A 14,939-nucleotide genomic window follows, 5' to 3' on the forward strand; every position below is an offset into this window, starting at 1 on the left:
TAGCAGTCAACTGTCAGTTACGCTGATGCGATGACCGCGGTGACCGACCGTCCGTTACGCGCCGACGCTGCGCGCAACGCCGAGCGGATCCTGCGGGCCGCACGCCAGGTCTACGACGAAGTCGGGCCCGATGCCGCCGTCGAGGCGATCGCCCAGCGGGCCGGCGTCGGCGAACGAACGCTCTACCGCAGATTTCCGACGAAGGCCGAACTGATCCGGGCGGCCCTGGACCTCTGCATCGCCGAGGACCTCGTGCCGACGATCCAGGACGCTCGCGGCGCCACTGACCCGCTGCACGGTCTGGCGGAGCTGATCGATGCGGCGATATCGCTGGGCGCCCGGGAGCGCAACCTGCTGACCGCCGCCCGCAGGGCTGGGTCCCTGACCCCTGACGTGTCGACCGCGCTGGACGAGGCGCTCACGGAGCTCGCCCAGCGCGGCCAGCAAGCCGGGACCGTCCGGCCCGACCTGGTGCCCGCCGACCTGCCGCGGTTGGTCGCGATGCTGCACAGCGTGCTGTGGACGATGGATCCGGGCAGCGACGGTTGGCGCCGCTACGTGGCGCTCATGCTGGACGCGATATCCGTCACGGATCGACGGCCGTTGCCCCCGGCGCCGGTGCTCCGATTTGTGCCGGAAACAGACAGCTGGCCGCTGTAAATCCGGGGTTTCGATTGCCGCTCACCTGCGGCGTAGTTATCTAATCGTGACTATTTCTTGATTTGCTCGTAAGCTGCTTGCCGTGGGTCGCCATGAGTTAGCCAGCAGTCGGCCGAAGTCGCCGGTACTGAAGGCTGTCGTTGTTGCTCCGACCCTGGCAGTCTTTGCCCTCGGCGGAAGCGCCCAGGCGCTGGGGGCTCACCACGACACGGAGGCCGTTGCTGGCGCCCAACCGGCGTGCTGCGTCGAGGTCACGGCCAGCTCACCGATCACGTCCTCGTGGGCGGCATCCGCTGTGCAGCCTAACGATGGTGCGGGCGAGGCGGCGCCGGCGTCACGCGCTGCCAGGTGGCGCGTTGCCCTCAACGCCGCTCCACGCATGCTGCCGGTGGGAGTCGCCAACGAACGGGGCTTGCAAGTCAAAACGATCCTGGCCGCTCGTGCCGTCAGCGCCGCATTCCCGGAGATCACCAACATCGGTGGTGTCCGGCCTGATGCGCTTCCGTGGCATCCGCGGGGTTTGGCGATCGACATCATGATTCCCAACCCGTCCAGCGCTGCGGGCATAGAGCTCGGCAACGAGATCGTCAGGTTCGCGTTCAAGAACGCCGACCGTTTCGCGTTGCAGGACGTGATTTGGCGTAATACCTACTACACGCCTAGCGGGCCGTCGGGTTCGGGCTACGGCCACTACGACCACGTGCACATCACCACCCACGGTGGCGGGTATCCCACCGGCGGCGAGGTTTACGTCCGCTAAGCGGGATCGGGTTTTCGTTGAGGCCGTCAAGGTTTCGGTTCGATAACACCAAAAAGTAAGAGCCATATCGATATTCGGCTTCTATCCGTCCGGCGCACGGTCAAACGTCACTATTTGGAAACAGTGCGGTGCGGCGAGGTGCATGTTGAACACCGGTCCATTAAAACTAATTCGGTCGTCCAAATACGACTTCGGTACGGCTGTGTTCGCGAGCCGCGCCGACTGGATACTGCGGGATATGCCCGCGTGTGGACAAAGGAGTTGACCTCGATGGCAACCTTCGATCGATTCAACATCAGAGTGGTTGCCGGCGTTGGTTTATGTGGTGCCGCAATAGCTTTGAGCGCAGAATCGGCTGCCGCTCCGTTGATGACGGGTGGCGCCGCCTGCATGTATGGCGCCGCCGGCGAGGTGGGCGCCGGTGCGCCTGCGGTCGGCGGCGCGGGTGCCGCTGCGGCGGGTGCCGCCGGTCCGGCCGCCACGGCCGCGTGTGTGCCGGCTGGGGCACCGATCGCTGACATGGCCGGTGCGCCGGTCGCTGCGCCGGTTCCCGCCGGTGCTCCGTTCCCCTTCCCTGCGGGTGCACCGCTTCCGGCGGGCGCCCCTATCCCGGCGGGTGCCCCGCTTCCGGTGGGCGCTCCCGTGCCCGCTGGCGCCCCGGTGGTTCCGGCCGGTGCACCGCTGATCGCACTCGGGGGAGCAGGTGCCCCTCCCGGTGCGGTGATCACCGATTCGGCCGGTGCCGCGGGAGGTAAGGGTGCGCCGGTCGGCACGGCGTCGGCAGAGGGGCCTCAGCCGGGTCAGCCGATCACGCCCGGTCCGGCAGGGTAAGAAGAAATACGAAAAAGGCGCCCCGACGAAATGTCGGGGCGCCTTTCTATCTGTAAGTAATTGTGCGACAACAGCATCAGCGACCGCTGACGCTATTCCTTGACGACTACCGGGTCGCCGATGTTGACGGTGTTGAAGTACCATTCGGCGTCCGCGGGGCTCAAGCTGATGCAGCCGTGGCTGACATTCTCGTGACCCAGCGCATTGATTGCCCACGGTGCTGAATGCACGAACAGTCCGCGGCTGGTTATGCGGGTGGCGTAATCGACTGGCACCCGGTAACCGGCCGGATCGGAGATCGGAACGCCGACGGTGCTCGAATCCATAATCAGAGAGCGGTCTTTGGACATCACAGTGTAGACACCGACAGGCGTCGGAAACTCCGGCCGGCCCATCGAAGCCGGCATCACCCCGTCTTCGCCCCAGTGGGCCTGGTGGTGCGGGGCTGGCCGCGGCGGTCCGGCGTGGGCGCCGTCGATGCTCACGGTGAATGTGTGGTCGGAGATGTCCGCGACGCCGAGGACGGCCGGACCTGTCCTGAGGTCGGTCGACAAGCCGCCCACCGACAGCGCGATCGTGCTGTGCGCCGGCCAGTATCGGTCCGGAACCCATTGCACAGCAGTGTTATCGAGCCACTCGAACTTACCGGACATCGGCGGTGTGGCCCTGATTCTCAGGGCTTGCTCGACGGCACGCCGGTTGACGACGGGCGCGCGGAAGTTGACGATCACAGGGTGTGCCACACCCACAACTTGATCGGATTTCGGTTGTATCGAAGCGATCTCGGACTTCACCGACGGGCTCGTCGCGGCACTGCTCACGCCGGTCGGGTCGGCGACGAGGGACGCGGCAACGCTGAGCGCCGCGAGAACAGACCGAGAAACCGCCCGCATGCCTTAGTTCCTTCTAGTAGACAAGACTGTAATACGGATACTAGGGGTGTCCGGAATCTTGGACGCCAAGGGCGCGAAGGCAATTCGGTAAAGCCTCCGTCACGGTTCGGCTACGGCCGAAACTGAGGCAACCCCGAGATTGCTTGTATCAGTTCGGTATTGAGTTCAACGAACGCTGGTCTCGCCGGTGGTGACCTGGCCCAACAGGGCCGAGTCGCCGGCCGCGACGTCAGAGTCGGACGAGACGAAGTGCCCGAACAGCCCGGTCACCTGCAGGACGCGGTCGAGGAACGGCGGGCGGTGGTCGAGACGAAGTTCGATTCCGGAGTGCGAGGTCCGGCGGTGGATGAGAAGCAGGCCGGACAGGGCAGCCGAGTCGAGAAAGGTCAGCTCGCTGAAGTCGAGGTGCAGTTCCTCCAGATCGGACTGTTGGGCAAGCACCTGTGACGCGGCGGCGACGAGTTCGTCGACGGTTTCGTAGTCCAAGTCACCGGCGATGCGCATACGGGCCGATCGTGGCTTCGTGGTGATAGTCATCGAAAAATTCATGTATTCAATTGCGGGTCGGTCGCCGGCCTCTTTTCGCCGGCGAGGGCGGATTTCGCTGCGTCGAGGAGACGCTTACTGCGGGGAAACTCAAGCAGTTGTTTACCCAAAAGTTCGAGTGCCGGAAACAGCGTCGCTGCCGGTACGCCGCGGGCGGCGAGGATGCCGGCGGTCCAGAGCATGAAGCCGGTGAACAGCTCGTCGTCGTCGGTATAGAGGCCCGCCACCAGGAATTCGACGATATGGGCGATGTCCTCGGCGGTCCGCTGCCGCTCGAAGTCGCTGTACTCGCGCATCGCGGGGATCCGGCTCTCCAGCGTCGCGAGCGTCTCCGTGATCAGCTGCGTGGCCGTCTGGCTGACCGTGGTGTACTCCTGGTCGACCAGGTGCGGCAGGTCGTCGATGGGCTGACGGTTCGACGACAGATGCGTGCTCAAAAACCCCTCGGCCAGCAGCTCGGCGGCCGCGCGCGCGTCCGGAGCCCACGCGTCGGCGCCCAACTGCCGGGCGAAGCGGCCATCGGGGCCGAATGCCGCGCCCCCGGCCAGCACCGCCACTCCCGCGGCTTGGCAGGCGGTGATCGCCGCGTGCGCGGTCGGCAGCCGGGTGGGGATGGAGCAGGACAGCGCGACGGCGTCGGGTCCACTCTGATGCAGGTGGGCGATGAGGTGTGGGGTGGGGACCTGAGCGCCCAGAAAGTCGACCTGCCACCCGCGCAGCCGCAGTGTCTCGGCCAGCAGACGGGCTGGCAACGCGTGCCACTCGCCGTCGACGCAGGCAACCGTGACTTTGCCGGTGTGCGCGGTCGTGCGGCCGGCGGGGTGATGAGCGAGCGCGGCGACCGCGCGGTCGTTGATGGCCGTGGCCGCGTGTTCCTGGGCGATTCTGATCCGGTTGGCGGCCCATTCAGCGCCGATCTTCTGCTGGACGGGTGCAATCACCTCGAGCAACACGTCTTCCGGCGGCACCCCTGCATCCATGGCCGCGTAGATCGTTGCCACTGCTGCGTATTCGTCGCAGTCGATGACAGCTCCCCAGAGTTGTTCCCGCACCTGAGCTAAATCAGTGGCGACGGCCCGCGTGGCGGCGGAGTCGACGTCGTGAGAGCTCAAGCCGTGAACCTTCCCCGGGTGTGGCCGTCGACGGCGCTCAGGTGGGTGCGGCGCGGGGCGGTGATGGCGACGACGGCGATGTCGTCGTGCACCTGCTGCCCGATCCACTGCGTGGCCAACATCATCACGCGTTCGACCACCGCGGTGGCGGGCATCCCGGAGCACTCGGACAGCGCGGCGGCCAGCCGTTCTTCGCCGAACATGTAATTGCCCAGCGGGCCGCCGCGCGCTTCCGTGACACCGTCGGTGTAGAGCACGCACGTCTCGCCCGGCGCCAGCAAGGTCTCGAACGATTGGGTTTCGATGTTCGGCAACGCCCCGATCAGGGTGCCCGCCGTGTCGGCCTGCTCCACGTGCCCACCGTCTCGCACGATCAGCGGAGGCAGGTGTCCGGCGCTGGTCAACCGCAACGCCACCCCGCCCTCGCGGTTGGCGGCCGAGGCAAGCACCAGCGTGGTGAACCGGGCGTGTTCGGTCGACAGCAGCGCGCCGTTGAGCAACTCGAGAACGGCCTGATGGTCGGCGGCCATCGGCGTCAGCGCCTGCAGCGTGTTACGGATTTTGCCGGTCAGCATCGCGGCTTCCAGGCCCTTACCGCAGACGTCTCCCAGGACGACGAGCGTCTCGCCCTCGGGCGTGGACGCCGGGTGTACGTCGTAGAAGTCCCCGCCGACCACTTCATAGTCTTCTGAGGCCCGGTAGCCGCCGGCGAACTCGATGCCGTGCACCGGGTGCAGTTGGGGAGGCAGCAGGTCACGCATCAGCGTGCGGGTGATCGCCGCCTGCTCGGCGTAAAGCCGTGCGGCCGACAGCGCGGCGCCGGCGCGCGCCGCGAACAACCGTGCCAGTACCTCTTCACCCTCGCTGAAGACGCCCTCCTCGGCGTGCCGCAGCAGCACCAGTGCGCCCGCCGATACGCCGTGACCGGGCAGGGGAGTGATCATCACCGAGCCCACCGGCCCCTGGAAGCCGTGCGGAATCAGCCACGCCGGCAGCGTCGCGGCGTCGATCCAGCGCGAGGGAACCGGCGGGAATCCCCGCAACGCCTCGCTCAGACCCGTCACCGACATCGGGTCGGCGTCGACACTGCGCTGCTCGACATCTCCTGATGCGTCGCAGTAGAACACCGGCATCCGACGGCCGCGGCCCGCGGGAGCGACGACGACTGCCGCGTCGGCGAGGTCCCGCGCCGCGAGCTGCACCGTCGCTTCGCGGCAGCGGTCGATGTTCAGTGACGCCATCAGCACAGACGACGCCTCGAGCAGGAAAGCCGCGCGTTCGTGTTCCCTGGTCAGCGCTTGCTGCGCGTCGCGTAACACCTGGCCGGTGTCCTCGACCAGTGACCACGCCACCTCTCCTCCGGGCAGCATGGCGTGGTGTGCGTCGAACCGCCGCCCGCCCACCGGGCCGGAGGCGTTGAACGACTCCCGGTTGTCATGAATCGCGGTGGTTTGTACGAGTCGATCGTGTACGGGCGACAGCCACCCGACGGCGACATCGAGGCGAACCCCGGGCTCCGCTTCGGGGATCAAGGACTGGGCCGAGGCGCTCAGCGCTTGGATGGATCCGGCCCGATCGACCACAAGTGTTGGACACGCGACGTAGGTCCACAGTGATTCGTGGTCGGTTTCAACCCGTACCGAGGACCCATCTTGCATAAATAATCGACCTAAGAATCGTCGTGTCTACTTAACGAACCCCCGCGAGCGAGTTTACGCACATCGCTTGTCGCTGCGGAAGACTCGGGTGTTCGCCCGATCTTGATATTTGGGCTTTGCAGCGCTGCCGGAATCGCTACGGTCGATGGTACCCAAACTACGGAGGTCCTGATGGGCGAGCAGATTCCGCTGGTCGACTACTTGGTGCTCGACGACGGCAACCCGCATCTCCGAGCGCAGGAATGCGTGAACTGCGGCGCCCGATTCTTTGATCGGCGCAACGCCTGCGCGTCATGCTTTGCGTCCGAATTCACCACGGTTTCGATACCGACCGAAGGCACGGTGCGAGCGTTCACAATTGTCACTTTCGCCGCTCCCGGCATCCCCACCCCATTTGTCGCCTCGGTGGTCGACTGCGACGGCACCCAAGTGCGCGCCAATCTGGTCAATGTCGAGCCCGACCCCGAACACGTTCACGACGGAATGAAGGTGCGGCTGGCAACGTTCCCGATCGGCGCCGACTCGGCGGGGACCGAGGCGATCGGCTTCGGCTTCGAGCCCGCGATCTGACCACCCAGCTCTATTAATAAGGAGAAGCGATGAGCGTCAGCGACGAGATCTGGATTCTTGGGATCCGGATGACCAAATTCGGCAAGCACGCGGACAAGGACACCGTCGATCTGGCGGCCGAGGCCGCGACCGGCGCGCTCGCCGATGCGGGCGTGACGATGGCCGACATCGGGGTGATCGCGGCCGGGAATCTGATGGCGGCAAATGCCGGCATCGGTCAGCAGCTGCAAAAGCAGATCGGCCAGACCGGCATCCCGGTGTACAACGTGGCCAATGCGTGCGCGACCGGAGCCACCGCCCTGCGCACCGCGATCATGGCGGTCAAGGCCGGCGAAGTGAAATACGGATTGGCGGTCGGCGTGGAGAAGCTGTCCGGCGCCGGATTGCTCGGCGCCGGTGGCCAGAAGAAGGACACCGCCGACGTGTGGGAGCCGAAAGGTCGTTACGGCGCCGTCGCGCCGGTCGACGGACGCATCGGCACCGAAGCCATGCCGGGAGTCTTCGCGCAGATAGGCACGGAGTACGGACACAAGTACGGCGGCACGAGTTTCGAGCTGTTCGCCAAGATCAGCGAGAAGAACCACGCTCACTCGACGCTGAATCCGCTGGCCGCCTACCAGAAGAAGTTCACCCTCGAGCAGATCATGAACGACGTCATGATCGCCTACCCGAACACCCGGCCGATGTGTTCGGCCAACTGCGACGGCGCCGCTGCTGCGGTGGTGTGCAACGGCGAGACAGTGAAGTCGCTGTCGCTGGAACAACGCCGACGCGCGGTGAAAGTGTCGGCGTCGATTCTGACCACCGATCCCTACGAGGCGGGTTGTCAGGTGCTGCCGAACGTCAACACGCTGACCCGCAACGCCGCTGCGACCGCCTACGAGCAGGCCGGTATCGGCCCGAGCGATCTCGACCTCGTCGAGTTGCACGACTGCTTCGCCACCGCTGAGCTGGTGCACTACGACAACCTGATGTTGTGCGAAAAGGGCGGCGCGGCAGACTTTTTCAACTCCGGTGCGACGTGGCGCGACGGCACGACACCGGTGAATGTGTCGGGCGGCCTGCAGTCCAAGGGCCATCCCATCGCGGCGACCGGGATCGCCAACATCTGGGAGATCTGCCATCACCTCCGCGGCGAGGCCGGCGACCGCCAGATCGAGAACGCCAAAGTCGGTCTGGCCCATGTGATTGGGCTCGGATCGGCTTGCGGCGTGCACATCCTGGAGAAGTCAGCAGCCTAGAGGCGCTCGCGGTCGCGAGGGCGGCGAAGCTGTCCGAAGCGGGACGTCAACCTTTTGTCGATAAAGCAAGCTCAGGGGGATTTCTGATGTGCACTGCGAGCGGCCGCTTCATCATTCCCGCAGCTGTCCTGCGCAGGCTCGCCGACGATGACTCCATCCCGCAGGAGTCGCGGCAAGCGCTCCTCGACAGCGCGGCGGCGGAGGCCTCGTGGCGAGAACTACGGAAGGCCCACACGGACGCGACGCAGGCCGGCTTCGTCGCAAAAGGGATCACCAGCCTTCGTCTCGCGGGTGTGCTCGCGCCTGTCCCGGCGGTGACCGTCTACGACTGCAAAAACACCGAATCACTGCCCGGTGCGCCGGTTTCGGATCCCGGCAAAAGCCCGGACTTGACGGCGAGACGTGCATTCGATGCGACCACCGCGGTCGTCGACTTCTACCGGGAATGCTTCGGACGGAATTCCGTTGACGATGCCGGCATGACGCTGATGTCGTCGATTCACTACAGCGTGCGCTACGACAACGCCTTCTGGAACGGCAGCCAGATGACGTACGGGGACGGCGACGGCAGGGTTTTCACCGACTTCACGAAGTCCGACGACGTCATCGGCCACGAACTCACCCACGGCGTCACCCAATTCACCGCCGGCCTGGACTACTCGGACGAGCCTGGCGCACTCAACGAAAGTGTGTCCGACGTATTCGGCGCAATGTTCCACCAGTGGCGGGCAAAGCAGACCGTCGCGAAAGCGGACTGGCTGATCGGACCGGGCGTACTCGGTCCAGTGGCCCTCGCAAAGGGGTACACGTGCCTGCGCAACATGGCTGATCCCGGTTCGCGGCAATGCCTTTCGCCGCAGCCGTCACGCTATCGCGACTATGTCGCCGGAGGCGACCCGCACGAGAACAGTGGCATCCCGAACCACGCCTTCTATCTGGCGGCCAAGGCTATTGGCGGAAATGCCTGGGAGAAAGCCGGAAAAGTCTGGTACGCGGCGCTCACCAGTGATAAGGCCCGGCCGTCCACCGGCTTCGGCGACTTCGCCGCGCTGACTCGTGCCGCCGCCAAATCGCTGTTCCCCAGCGACACCAAGGTCTACCGCGGCGTCGACGATGCATGGACGCACGTCGGTATCCCAAACCCCGATGCATCGGCCTGACAATGGGCGATCGGTATTTCATCGAACGCTACGGCGGCTTGGCAGGCCTCAAGGCCAGCGGCGCCGTCGATGGTGATGCCCTGAATCCCGATGATCGCCAGACGCTGGAGCAGCTGCTCGACAGCGAGGAAGCCTTTGCGGGAGACACCGGCCACGACCGCTACACCTACGTCGTGCGGCGAGAGAACGCGTCGGGAAGCACAACGCGCCACATTCCCGAGAGTCTGATGCCGAGTGCGGTGGCGAGCATCGTGAAAGCCGATATCTGAGCGGAGCCGTGACGGGAATCGAACCCGCGTGTTCAGCTTGGGAAACCACCGTCACGCGTTGGTCCACGGCCAGGGCGCTCGTTCGGATTTGGTTGCGGCCGATGAATTTTCGGCGCGCTTGTCGATGATTGCTGGCCGGGACGCTGCGGCGGCGGGGCGATGGGGCGTTGCCTCCGGTCGTCGGACCGGAAGATGCGGGGCGCACGGGTCGATAGCTGTTGTGTCGCGTCCTCACGCCCGGAGCGGACGTCTATCCGGCGCGTGGGCTGTTCCGTTGGACGATGGATCCGCGGCGGGGGAGTTGGCTGTTGCCGTAGTGGGGCGGTTGATTCCGCTGCGCCGGGGATGCGCAGTCGCGTCGTCTCGGCATCCGAGCCAACAGGCCGGATCTGGTTGTCCCCCTTGCCTTTAGCGGGTGGGCGACGTTGTACAAAGCGTGCGGTGATGATGGCCACGACGAGAATGCACAGGGCTAGCCCGCTGAGCACGGCATCGAAGGTGCTGGTGATCTGCTGGGCGAGATTGTTTCCGTAGACCGGGTTGCCGCCCCCGGTGGGCGTACCTGCAATTCGGGGAGATAGGGCGATGCCCAGCACGATGCGAGAAACACTGAGTACCAGAAGAACTCCGCACAGAGATGAGATGACGGCGACCGGGAAGAAGCGGCTGAGGAGGTTCCCGCGGAGCCAAATCGCTAGCGCCGCGGTCAAAACATCGAAAGTGGCCATTGCCGCGCTGTCGTAGGGCGAGCGCGACAGATGCAAAACGGCGGCAACGATGACGTCGGTTGCTCTCATCAATGCGGAAGCCAGGCACCAAATAGCAATCAGCAGCAAGCCTTTTCGTGCGGCTACCCGCCAGATGCCTCGGTCGATCTGCTGGTTGGTTGCCACCCTGAGCAGGGTCAGCGGCGCGAATATGGCCGCGGCCGCAACCCACGCCAGATAGCCCTCGAATCCCACCCCAGCCGTCGACGTGTTCTGTGCGATGCCATGAAATCCGTCGATCTCGCGGCCGACGGGAAGGACCCAGACGACAACGCCGGCGGTCAGCGTGGACGCTCCGAGAGCTATGGTCGCCAGCCGAGAGGACCTGCTGCTGCTCTGCAGAATCCACCTGGCTGCCACGACGACGGGGACCAGTGCCACAACGCCGTACACCACTGCCGTCGCAATGATCGCCATATTCTGTTTGCCGAAGCCAGACGAGTCTGCCGAGCCTGGCAAGGCGGCTTTTGTCCGCCAGAACAGGTTGAACAAAACAGCCAGCGCCGCAAGGGCTATGGACGTGTAGCCCACGATCCGAGCCGACATCGGCCATTTTCGGAGGCTGCCATCGTCGGTGGCAGTGCCGGTGATTGAAGGCTGCGCACTCAACAGTGCGCCGCTGATCCCGAGCCACGCGCCTGGACCCACGCCACCCGGGACATTGCCGCTGCCGCCGTAGCGGATGGTCTGCACGACGTCGAAACCGACGACGCCCGCCACCAGCAAGATGTATGGCGCGCTGAGCGCCACTCGGAGTCGACCGGCGAGGCTATTGCCCGGGCGTGAGCCGATCGCATAGGTCACCGCGACAGCTGCCAGCGAGAGCACGGTCACCACAGCCAGCAGCGCAAACAACGCACCGCTGCTGTGCGGGATACCGATGCCGAAATACAGGTTCCACGGGAAGAGGGGCGCGATGAGCAAGAGCACGCCGGCGACGACGTCGCGACCGATATTCCATCGCTTCGCCGAGGGCTCGTTCGGAGCGGGGTGTCTCGGGGGCGGCGGTGCACCCTGTCCGGCTGAGAGACGTTGGGTGGCGAAGTTCTGGGTGGCCGGGTCATCGTGCCTTTGGCTCACGAGATCTCCCTGGGATGTGAAACTGCGGTTCGGCACCGGTTTAGTTGTGCGCCGAGTTAGCACAATGTTCGGCAAAGTGCGCGGCTCGTCTGTGACGGTATCCGCTGTGCGACGATCCAGCACGAGGTTGTACCGGCTAATTCGGCAGACATCCGAGGCGAAGCAAAATCTGACAAATGCGCTGGCATTTTCTCGCCAATGACTGATAATCGCCGAGGTATAGCGAAGCTCGGCATCTTGCCTCGGCTTGCCCTGGTAGATCGTGATTGACTGGCGACCATGCCGATGCGGCAGCAGTGGAGAGGAGGTCCGCGGTGGACCTGGCTCTAGGGGTCGCAGTCGACGGTCCGGTTGCCCGCTTGGCCCTCATCGAAACGGGAAACGGTGCCCAAGGGGTCATCGATGAGTCGGTCGTCGACCTCGCGGAGGATCCGATCGCGAGACTGACCGAGACGGTGGTCGGTACAAGCCGGTCGCTGGCAGACCAATATCACCGGCTGGTCGCTACCCGGCTGTGCTGGTCGGATCAAGACCTGGCCAATCAGCTGAGGCAGGTGTTGAACGACTCCGGTGTTCAGAACGTCGCGGTGCTGTCCGACTCTGAGGCAGCAACGGCGATGTCTTCTCTGCCGCTGGCGGTGCCGGACGACCCTGACTTCGCGGTTGCCCGCGGCGCAGCGTTAGACGCGGCGACGGGCCGGCTGGCCTACCCCGCCGGCGACGCGACCGCGTTGGCACCGGCGCCGACCGGCCCGTTCTCCTCGCCGGCCGGCGACCCAACCATGGTGTCAGCTGCAGCGCCGATGACCGAGGCGTTCACGGGTGACGAGGTCGCGACGAGGGCCGCGGCTATGGAGTCGCAGTTGGCGTACTCGATGGAGGACGACGACTCCGAACTGCTCCCGATGGAATACGGCGGCGATGATGATGAGGAGGAATTCGATGCTGCCGCCGTGCCAGCCGGCCGGGCCTTGCTGGTGGGCAGCGCGGCCGGTGGAATGCTGGTCGCTGGAATTGCGGCGTTGGCCGTCGCGGTGACGATCGGCGTCCGCCCGACCGCCGCGACGCATCCACAACCGCCGCCGCCGGCGCAGCAGAAGTCGGTTCCGGGAAACTTCGTGCCTGCTTTGCCGGCGCCGAATACGCAACCTGCACCGGTTGTCCAGGTACCACAAGTGCCGGCTCCGAATGCCGTTGTCCCCCAAGGTGGTCCGGGGCCTGCGGTCAGAGGTGGCGGTGGAGCAGATCAAGCGCCACCGCCGGTACCCCCGCCTGACGCCGGGCCGCCACCGGCGCCCGGGGTGATCCCGGTTCCGATCCCCGTTCCTATTCCGATCCCGTTTCCGCATCCACACCCGGGCACGACCGGCGGTATGACGACGGGAGGTACCACCGGCGGAACGACAACGGGTGGAACGACCGGTACGACGACGGGTGGTACGACCGGGACGACGGGCGGCACCACGGGTGGTACGACCGGTACGACGACGGGTGGAACGACCGGGACGACGACGGGTGGAACCACGGGCGGAACGACCGGTGGGACCACCTCGGGTACGACCGGTGGAACGACCGGCGGCACGACGGGTGGAACTACGACCGGCGGAACGACCGGTGCGACAACCGGCGGAACGACGACCGGTGGTACGACCGGCGGCACGACGGGTGGAACTACGACCGGCGGAACGACGGGCACCGCCACGACCGGCGGAACAACGGGCACTGCCACGACCGGCGGAACCACCACCGGTGGCGGCACGACGAGTGGCGGCACGACCGGCGGTGGCACGACAGGTGGCGGAACCGGCCATGGGTTGACCACCGGCCATGCATTGACCACCGGTGGCGGTCACGTATAGTCCAGCCGACCTCGGTGTCGCCGCTCGCCTAGTCTTCGGCGATAGTCCCAGCGGCACTCGGACTTTCGGCCCGGAATTCGGCGGCAGCTCCGTCGTCTGCTGCCGCGTCCGAAATCTCCTTCTGATTCCTGGATTTCGGCCCAGGCCGAGCAAGCGCCACCAGCTTCCTCGCCATATCTTTGGCGCTTCGCGGAAGACGCTCCACTAAGTCGGGTGGGACGAACGCGAGATAGAGGACGAACACGGCCAGGGTAAAGAATCCAACCGCGATGGTAACCATGATCATGGTGTGCATCACGACGCCCGCCGCCAGCACCCAAGGCCGTAATCGCTTGTTCCACAACAGAATCCCAATTGACAGCTCGATGGCCAGCGCGGCCCAGGTGACGACGTTTATCAGGAGCGCGCTGGTCGTAAACCAGTGCGGTATAGGCAGCAGCAGCATGTCCGGCAGCCGCAGAGCGTAGGACACGGCGGTGCCCTGCGGCCACGCATTGCCATTCAACTTGGCCTGCGCCGAGGCGAGATAGATCAACGACAGCTGCACTTGCATCAACCGCACCGGCCATTGCGGGCGCTGCTGCGCCGACCAGAACTTGCCGGTGCTGCGCGCTTGGTCGAGCGAAAGCGCCGCCCCGCACGGCGAGATCGCAAGGAACAAGGCCTCGATGCGCACAGCGAGATCGCCGGAATTGAACACCCACACGTCGCGGTGCTGGAACGACAGAATCAGCACAAATACCGCCAGAGCGGCCAGTCGGCTGTGCCAACCGATCGTCAGCGCCACCGAAGACAGCAGCAGCAGGATCCATCCGATAAGCAGCACACGGTCACTGGTCCAGATCGCGAAAACACTCCACTGATAGGCACTCTCAGGCTGCTGCGGCTCGACTCCGTGCCGGCCGAACAACGCATATAGATCAGGGAGCAGAGAGAGTGTCCAGCCGATCGCCACCGCTCCGAACGCCATCCTGATCAGGCCGAGGGTGTATGCCGGCTGCGGTCGAAACCAAAACGTCCGCCAGGTGGCCACCGCGGTCGCCGGCCAACGCCGGCTTGGTGGCTCGGTCATTGCCCGCCGGCCAGGATCTCGTCGTACAGGATTTCCTCGGTGACCGTGCGGGGGCCGTCGGTTCCCGGGGCCGGCAGTAACTCGGTGCGCAGGACCATCTGGACCCGTGCGGCACGCTCAGTAAGTTCGGTGACCTGACGAACTACCCAGTGCGCCATATCAACTCGGATCGTCGGCTCCCGAACGAGGTTTTCTTTCAACTTCTGCCAGTGATACCAGGTGAACGCTCCCAGCACCCGGTCGCCGCGCGGAGGGGTCCACACCCGCTGGACGCCATTGGCCATGATGACCCGCACCTCGACAAATTCCAGCCGCCCAAGCGGTTCGGGGGCGTACATCCGCCAGTCCTGCTCCAACCCCGTCGCCACAGCGACCGGTTGCAGCACCGGTAGAAGCCGTCGCTTGAATTCGGCGTCCGGCATGCTCCACACCACGCCGATTGTCAGTGCCAGCACGACCAC

Annotated in this window: 14 protein-coding genes and 1 pseudogene; 8 read left to right on the forward strand and 7 right to left on the reverse strand. The window is 65.4% G+C overall.

Going from position 1 to position 14,939, the window contains the following annotated elements; translation table 11 throughout:
• The first annotated feature begins 30 nt into the window (after positions 1–30).
• The 3 genes from G6N27_RS18425 to G6N27_RS18435 all read left to right on the forward strand — a co-directional run bounded on the left by G6N27_RS18425 (position 31) and on the right by G6N27_RS18435 (position 2,251).
• Positions 31–660, forward strand: a complete 630-nt coding sequence (locus G6N27_RS18425; RefSeq protein WP_163778722.1) for a TetR/AcrR family transcriptional regulator — start codon at positions 31–33, stop codon at positions 658–660.
• A gap of 82 nt (positions 661–742) precedes the next feature.
• Positions 743–1,420 (forward strand): hypothetical protein, encoded by a 678-nt coding sequence (locus G6N27_RS18430; RefSeq protein ID WP_163778725.1) that lies wholly within the window; start codon positions 743–745, stop codon positions 1,418–1,420.
• Between the two features lie 270 nt (positions 1,421–1,690).
• Positions 1,691–2,251 carry a hypothetical protein gene (locus G6N27_RS18435; protein ID WP_163778728.1) on the forward strand — a complete coding sequence of 187 codons (561 nt, stop codon included), beginning with the start codon at positions 1,691–1,693 and terminating at the stop codon, positions 2,249–2,251.
• A gap of 92 nt (positions 2,252–2,343) precedes the next feature.
• On the opposite strand, the gene G6N27_RS18440 is transcribed toward G6N27_RS18435, so the two are convergent.
• From G6N27_RS18440 to G6N27_RS18455, 4 genes are all read right to left on the reverse strand, one after another.
• Positions 2,344–3,144, reverse strand: coding sequence for a L,D-transpeptidase (locus G6N27_RS18440; RefSeq protein WP_163778732.1), 801 nt, complete (start codon positions 3,142–3,144; stop codon positions 2,344–2,346).
• 165 nt (positions 3,145–3,309) lie between these two features.
• Positions 3,310–3,681 carry an STAS domain-containing protein gene (locus tag G6N27_RS18445; RefSeq protein ID WP_232064670.1) on the reverse strand — a complete coding sequence of 124 codons (372 nt, stop codon included), beginning with the start codon at positions 3,679–3,681 and terminating at the stop codon, positions 3,310–3,312.
• A gap of 8 nt (positions 3,682–3,689) precedes the next feature.
• Positions 3,690–4,802 carry a cobalamin B12-binding domain-containing protein gene (locus G6N27_RS18450; protein WP_163778738.1) on the reverse strand — a complete coding sequence of 371 codons (1,113 nt, stop codon included), beginning with the start codon at positions 4,800–4,802 and terminating at the stop codon, positions 3,690–3,692.
• On the reverse strand, positions 4,799–6,460 hold the full coding sequence (locus G6N27_RS18455) for a PP2C family protein-serine/threonine phosphatase (protein WP_163778740.1): 1,662 nt from the start codon (positions 6,458–6,460) through the stop codon (positions 4,799–4,801). Before G6N27_RS18455 ends, G6N27_RS18450 begins: the two co-directional genes overlap by 4 nt.
• Before the next feature lie 171 nt (positions 6,461–6,631).
• Here G6N27_RS18455 and G6N27_RS18460 point away from each other — a divergent pair, with 171 nt between their 5' ends.
• From G6N27_RS18460 to G6N27_RS18475, 4 genes are all read left to right on the forward strand, one after another.
• On the forward strand, positions 6,632–7,030 hold the full coding sequence (locus G6N27_RS18460) for a Zn-ribbon domain-containing OB-fold protein (protein ID WP_163778744.1): 399 nt from the start codon (positions 6,632–6,634) through the stop codon (positions 7,028–7,030).
• Between the two features lie 29 nt (positions 7,031–7,059).
• Entirely contained in the window at positions 7,060–8,271 is a 1,212-nt protein-coding gene (locus tag G6N27_RS18465) for a thiolase family protein (RefSeq protein ID WP_163778747.1), read from the forward strand.
• 86 nt (positions 8,272–8,357) lie between these two features.
• Positions 8,358–9,431 carry a M4 family metallopeptidase gene (locus G6N27_RS18470; protein ID WP_163778752.1) on the forward strand — a complete coding sequence of 358 codons (1,074 nt, stop codon included), beginning with the start codon at positions 8,358–8,360 and terminating at the stop codon, positions 9,429–9,431.
• A gap of 2 nt (positions 9,432–9,433) precedes the next feature.
• Complete coding sequence (locus G6N27_RS18475) at positions 9,434–9,700, forward strand: protealysin inhibitor emfourin (protein WP_163778754.1); 267 nt, start codon at positions 9,434–9,436, stop codon at positions 9,698–9,700.
• A 260-nt stretch (positions 9,701–9,960) separates the two neighbouring features.
• Here the strand turns inward: G6N27_RS18475 and G6N27_RS18480 are convergent.
• A pseudogene (locus G6N27_RS18480) lies at positions 9,961–11,421 on the reverse strand (DUF7937 domain-containing protein); the annotation flags it as partial.
• A 440-nt stretch (positions 11,422–11,861) separates the two neighbouring features.
• On the opposite strand from G6N27_RS18480, the gene G6N27_RS18485 reads away from it, so the two are divergent.
• Positions 11,862–13,406, forward strand: a complete 1,545-nt coding sequence (locus G6N27_RS18485; RefSeq protein ID WP_163778757.1) for a hypothetical protein — start codon at positions 11,862–11,864, stop codon at positions 13,404–13,406.
• A 28-nt stretch (positions 13,407–13,434) separates the two neighbouring features.
• Here G6N27_RS18485 and G6N27_RS18490 read toward each other — a convergent pair whose 3' ends face one another.
• The gene (locus tag G6N27_RS18490; RefSeq protein ID WP_232064671.1) at positions 13,435–14,376 is read right to left on the reverse strand and encodes an HTTM domain-containing protein; all 942 of its coding nucleotides are present in this window, start codon (positions 14,374–14,376) and stop codon (positions 13,435–13,437) included.
• Between the two features lie 98 nt (positions 14,377–14,474).
• Positions 14,475–14,933 (reverse strand): hypothetical protein, encoded by a 459-nt coding sequence (locus G6N27_RS18495; RefSeq protein ID WP_163778761.1) that lies wholly within the window; start codon positions 14,931–14,933, stop codon positions 14,475–14,477.
• Positions 14,934–14,939: the final 6 nt, after the last annotated feature.

Source organism: Mycobacterium cookii (assembly GCF_010727945.1).
Classification (GTDB): Bacteria; Actinomycetota; Actinomycetes; order Mycobacteriales; family Mycobacteriaceae; genus Mycobacterium; species Mycobacterium cookii.

What these genes read in the sequence shown, in the direction of transcription:
- G6N27_RS18475 (WP_163778754.1), top strand. Translation starts at nt 9,434, where the DNA reads ATGGGCGATCGGTATTTCATCGAACGCTACGGCGGCTTGGCAGGCCTC.
- G6N27_RS18455 (WP_163778740.1), bottom strand. Translation starts at nt 6,460, where the DNA reads ATGCAAGATGGGTCCTCGGTACGGGTTGAAACCGACCACGAATCACTG.
- G6N27_RS18435 (WP_163778728.1), top strand. Translation starts at nt 1,691, where the DNA reads ATGGCAACCTTCGATCGATTCAACATCAGAGTGGTTGCCGGCGTTGGT.
- G6N27_RS18470 (WP_163778752.1), top strand. Translation starts at nt 8,358, where the DNA reads ATGTGCACTGCGAGCGGCCGCTTCATCATTCCCGCAGCTGTCCTGCGC.
- G6N27_RS18425 (WP_163778722.1), top strand. Translation starts at nt 31, where the DNA reads ATGACCGCGGTGACCGACCGTCCGTTACGCGCCGACGCTGCGCGCAAC.
- G6N27_RS18440 (WP_163778732.1), bottom strand. Translation starts at nt 3,144, where the DNA reads ATGCGGGCGGTTTCTCGGTCTGTTCTCGCGGCGCTCAGCGTTGCCGCG.
- G6N27_RS18445 (WP_232064670.1), bottom strand. Translation starts at nt 3,681, where the DNA reads ATGACTATCACCACGAAGCCACGATCGGCCCGTATGCGCATCGCCGGT.
- G6N27_RS18465 (WP_163778747.1), top strand. Translation starts at nt 7,060, where the DNA reads ATGAGCGTCAGCGACGAGATCTGGATTCTTGGGATCCGGATGACCAAA.
- G6N27_RS18460 (WP_163778744.1), top strand. Translation starts at nt 6,632, where the DNA reads ATGGGCGAGCAGATTCCGCTGGTCGACTACTTGGTGCTCGACGACGGC.
- G6N27_RS18490 (WP_232064671.1), bottom strand. Translation starts at nt 14,376, where the DNA reads ATGGCGTTCGGAGCGGTGGCGATCGGCTGGACACTCTCTCTGCTCCCT.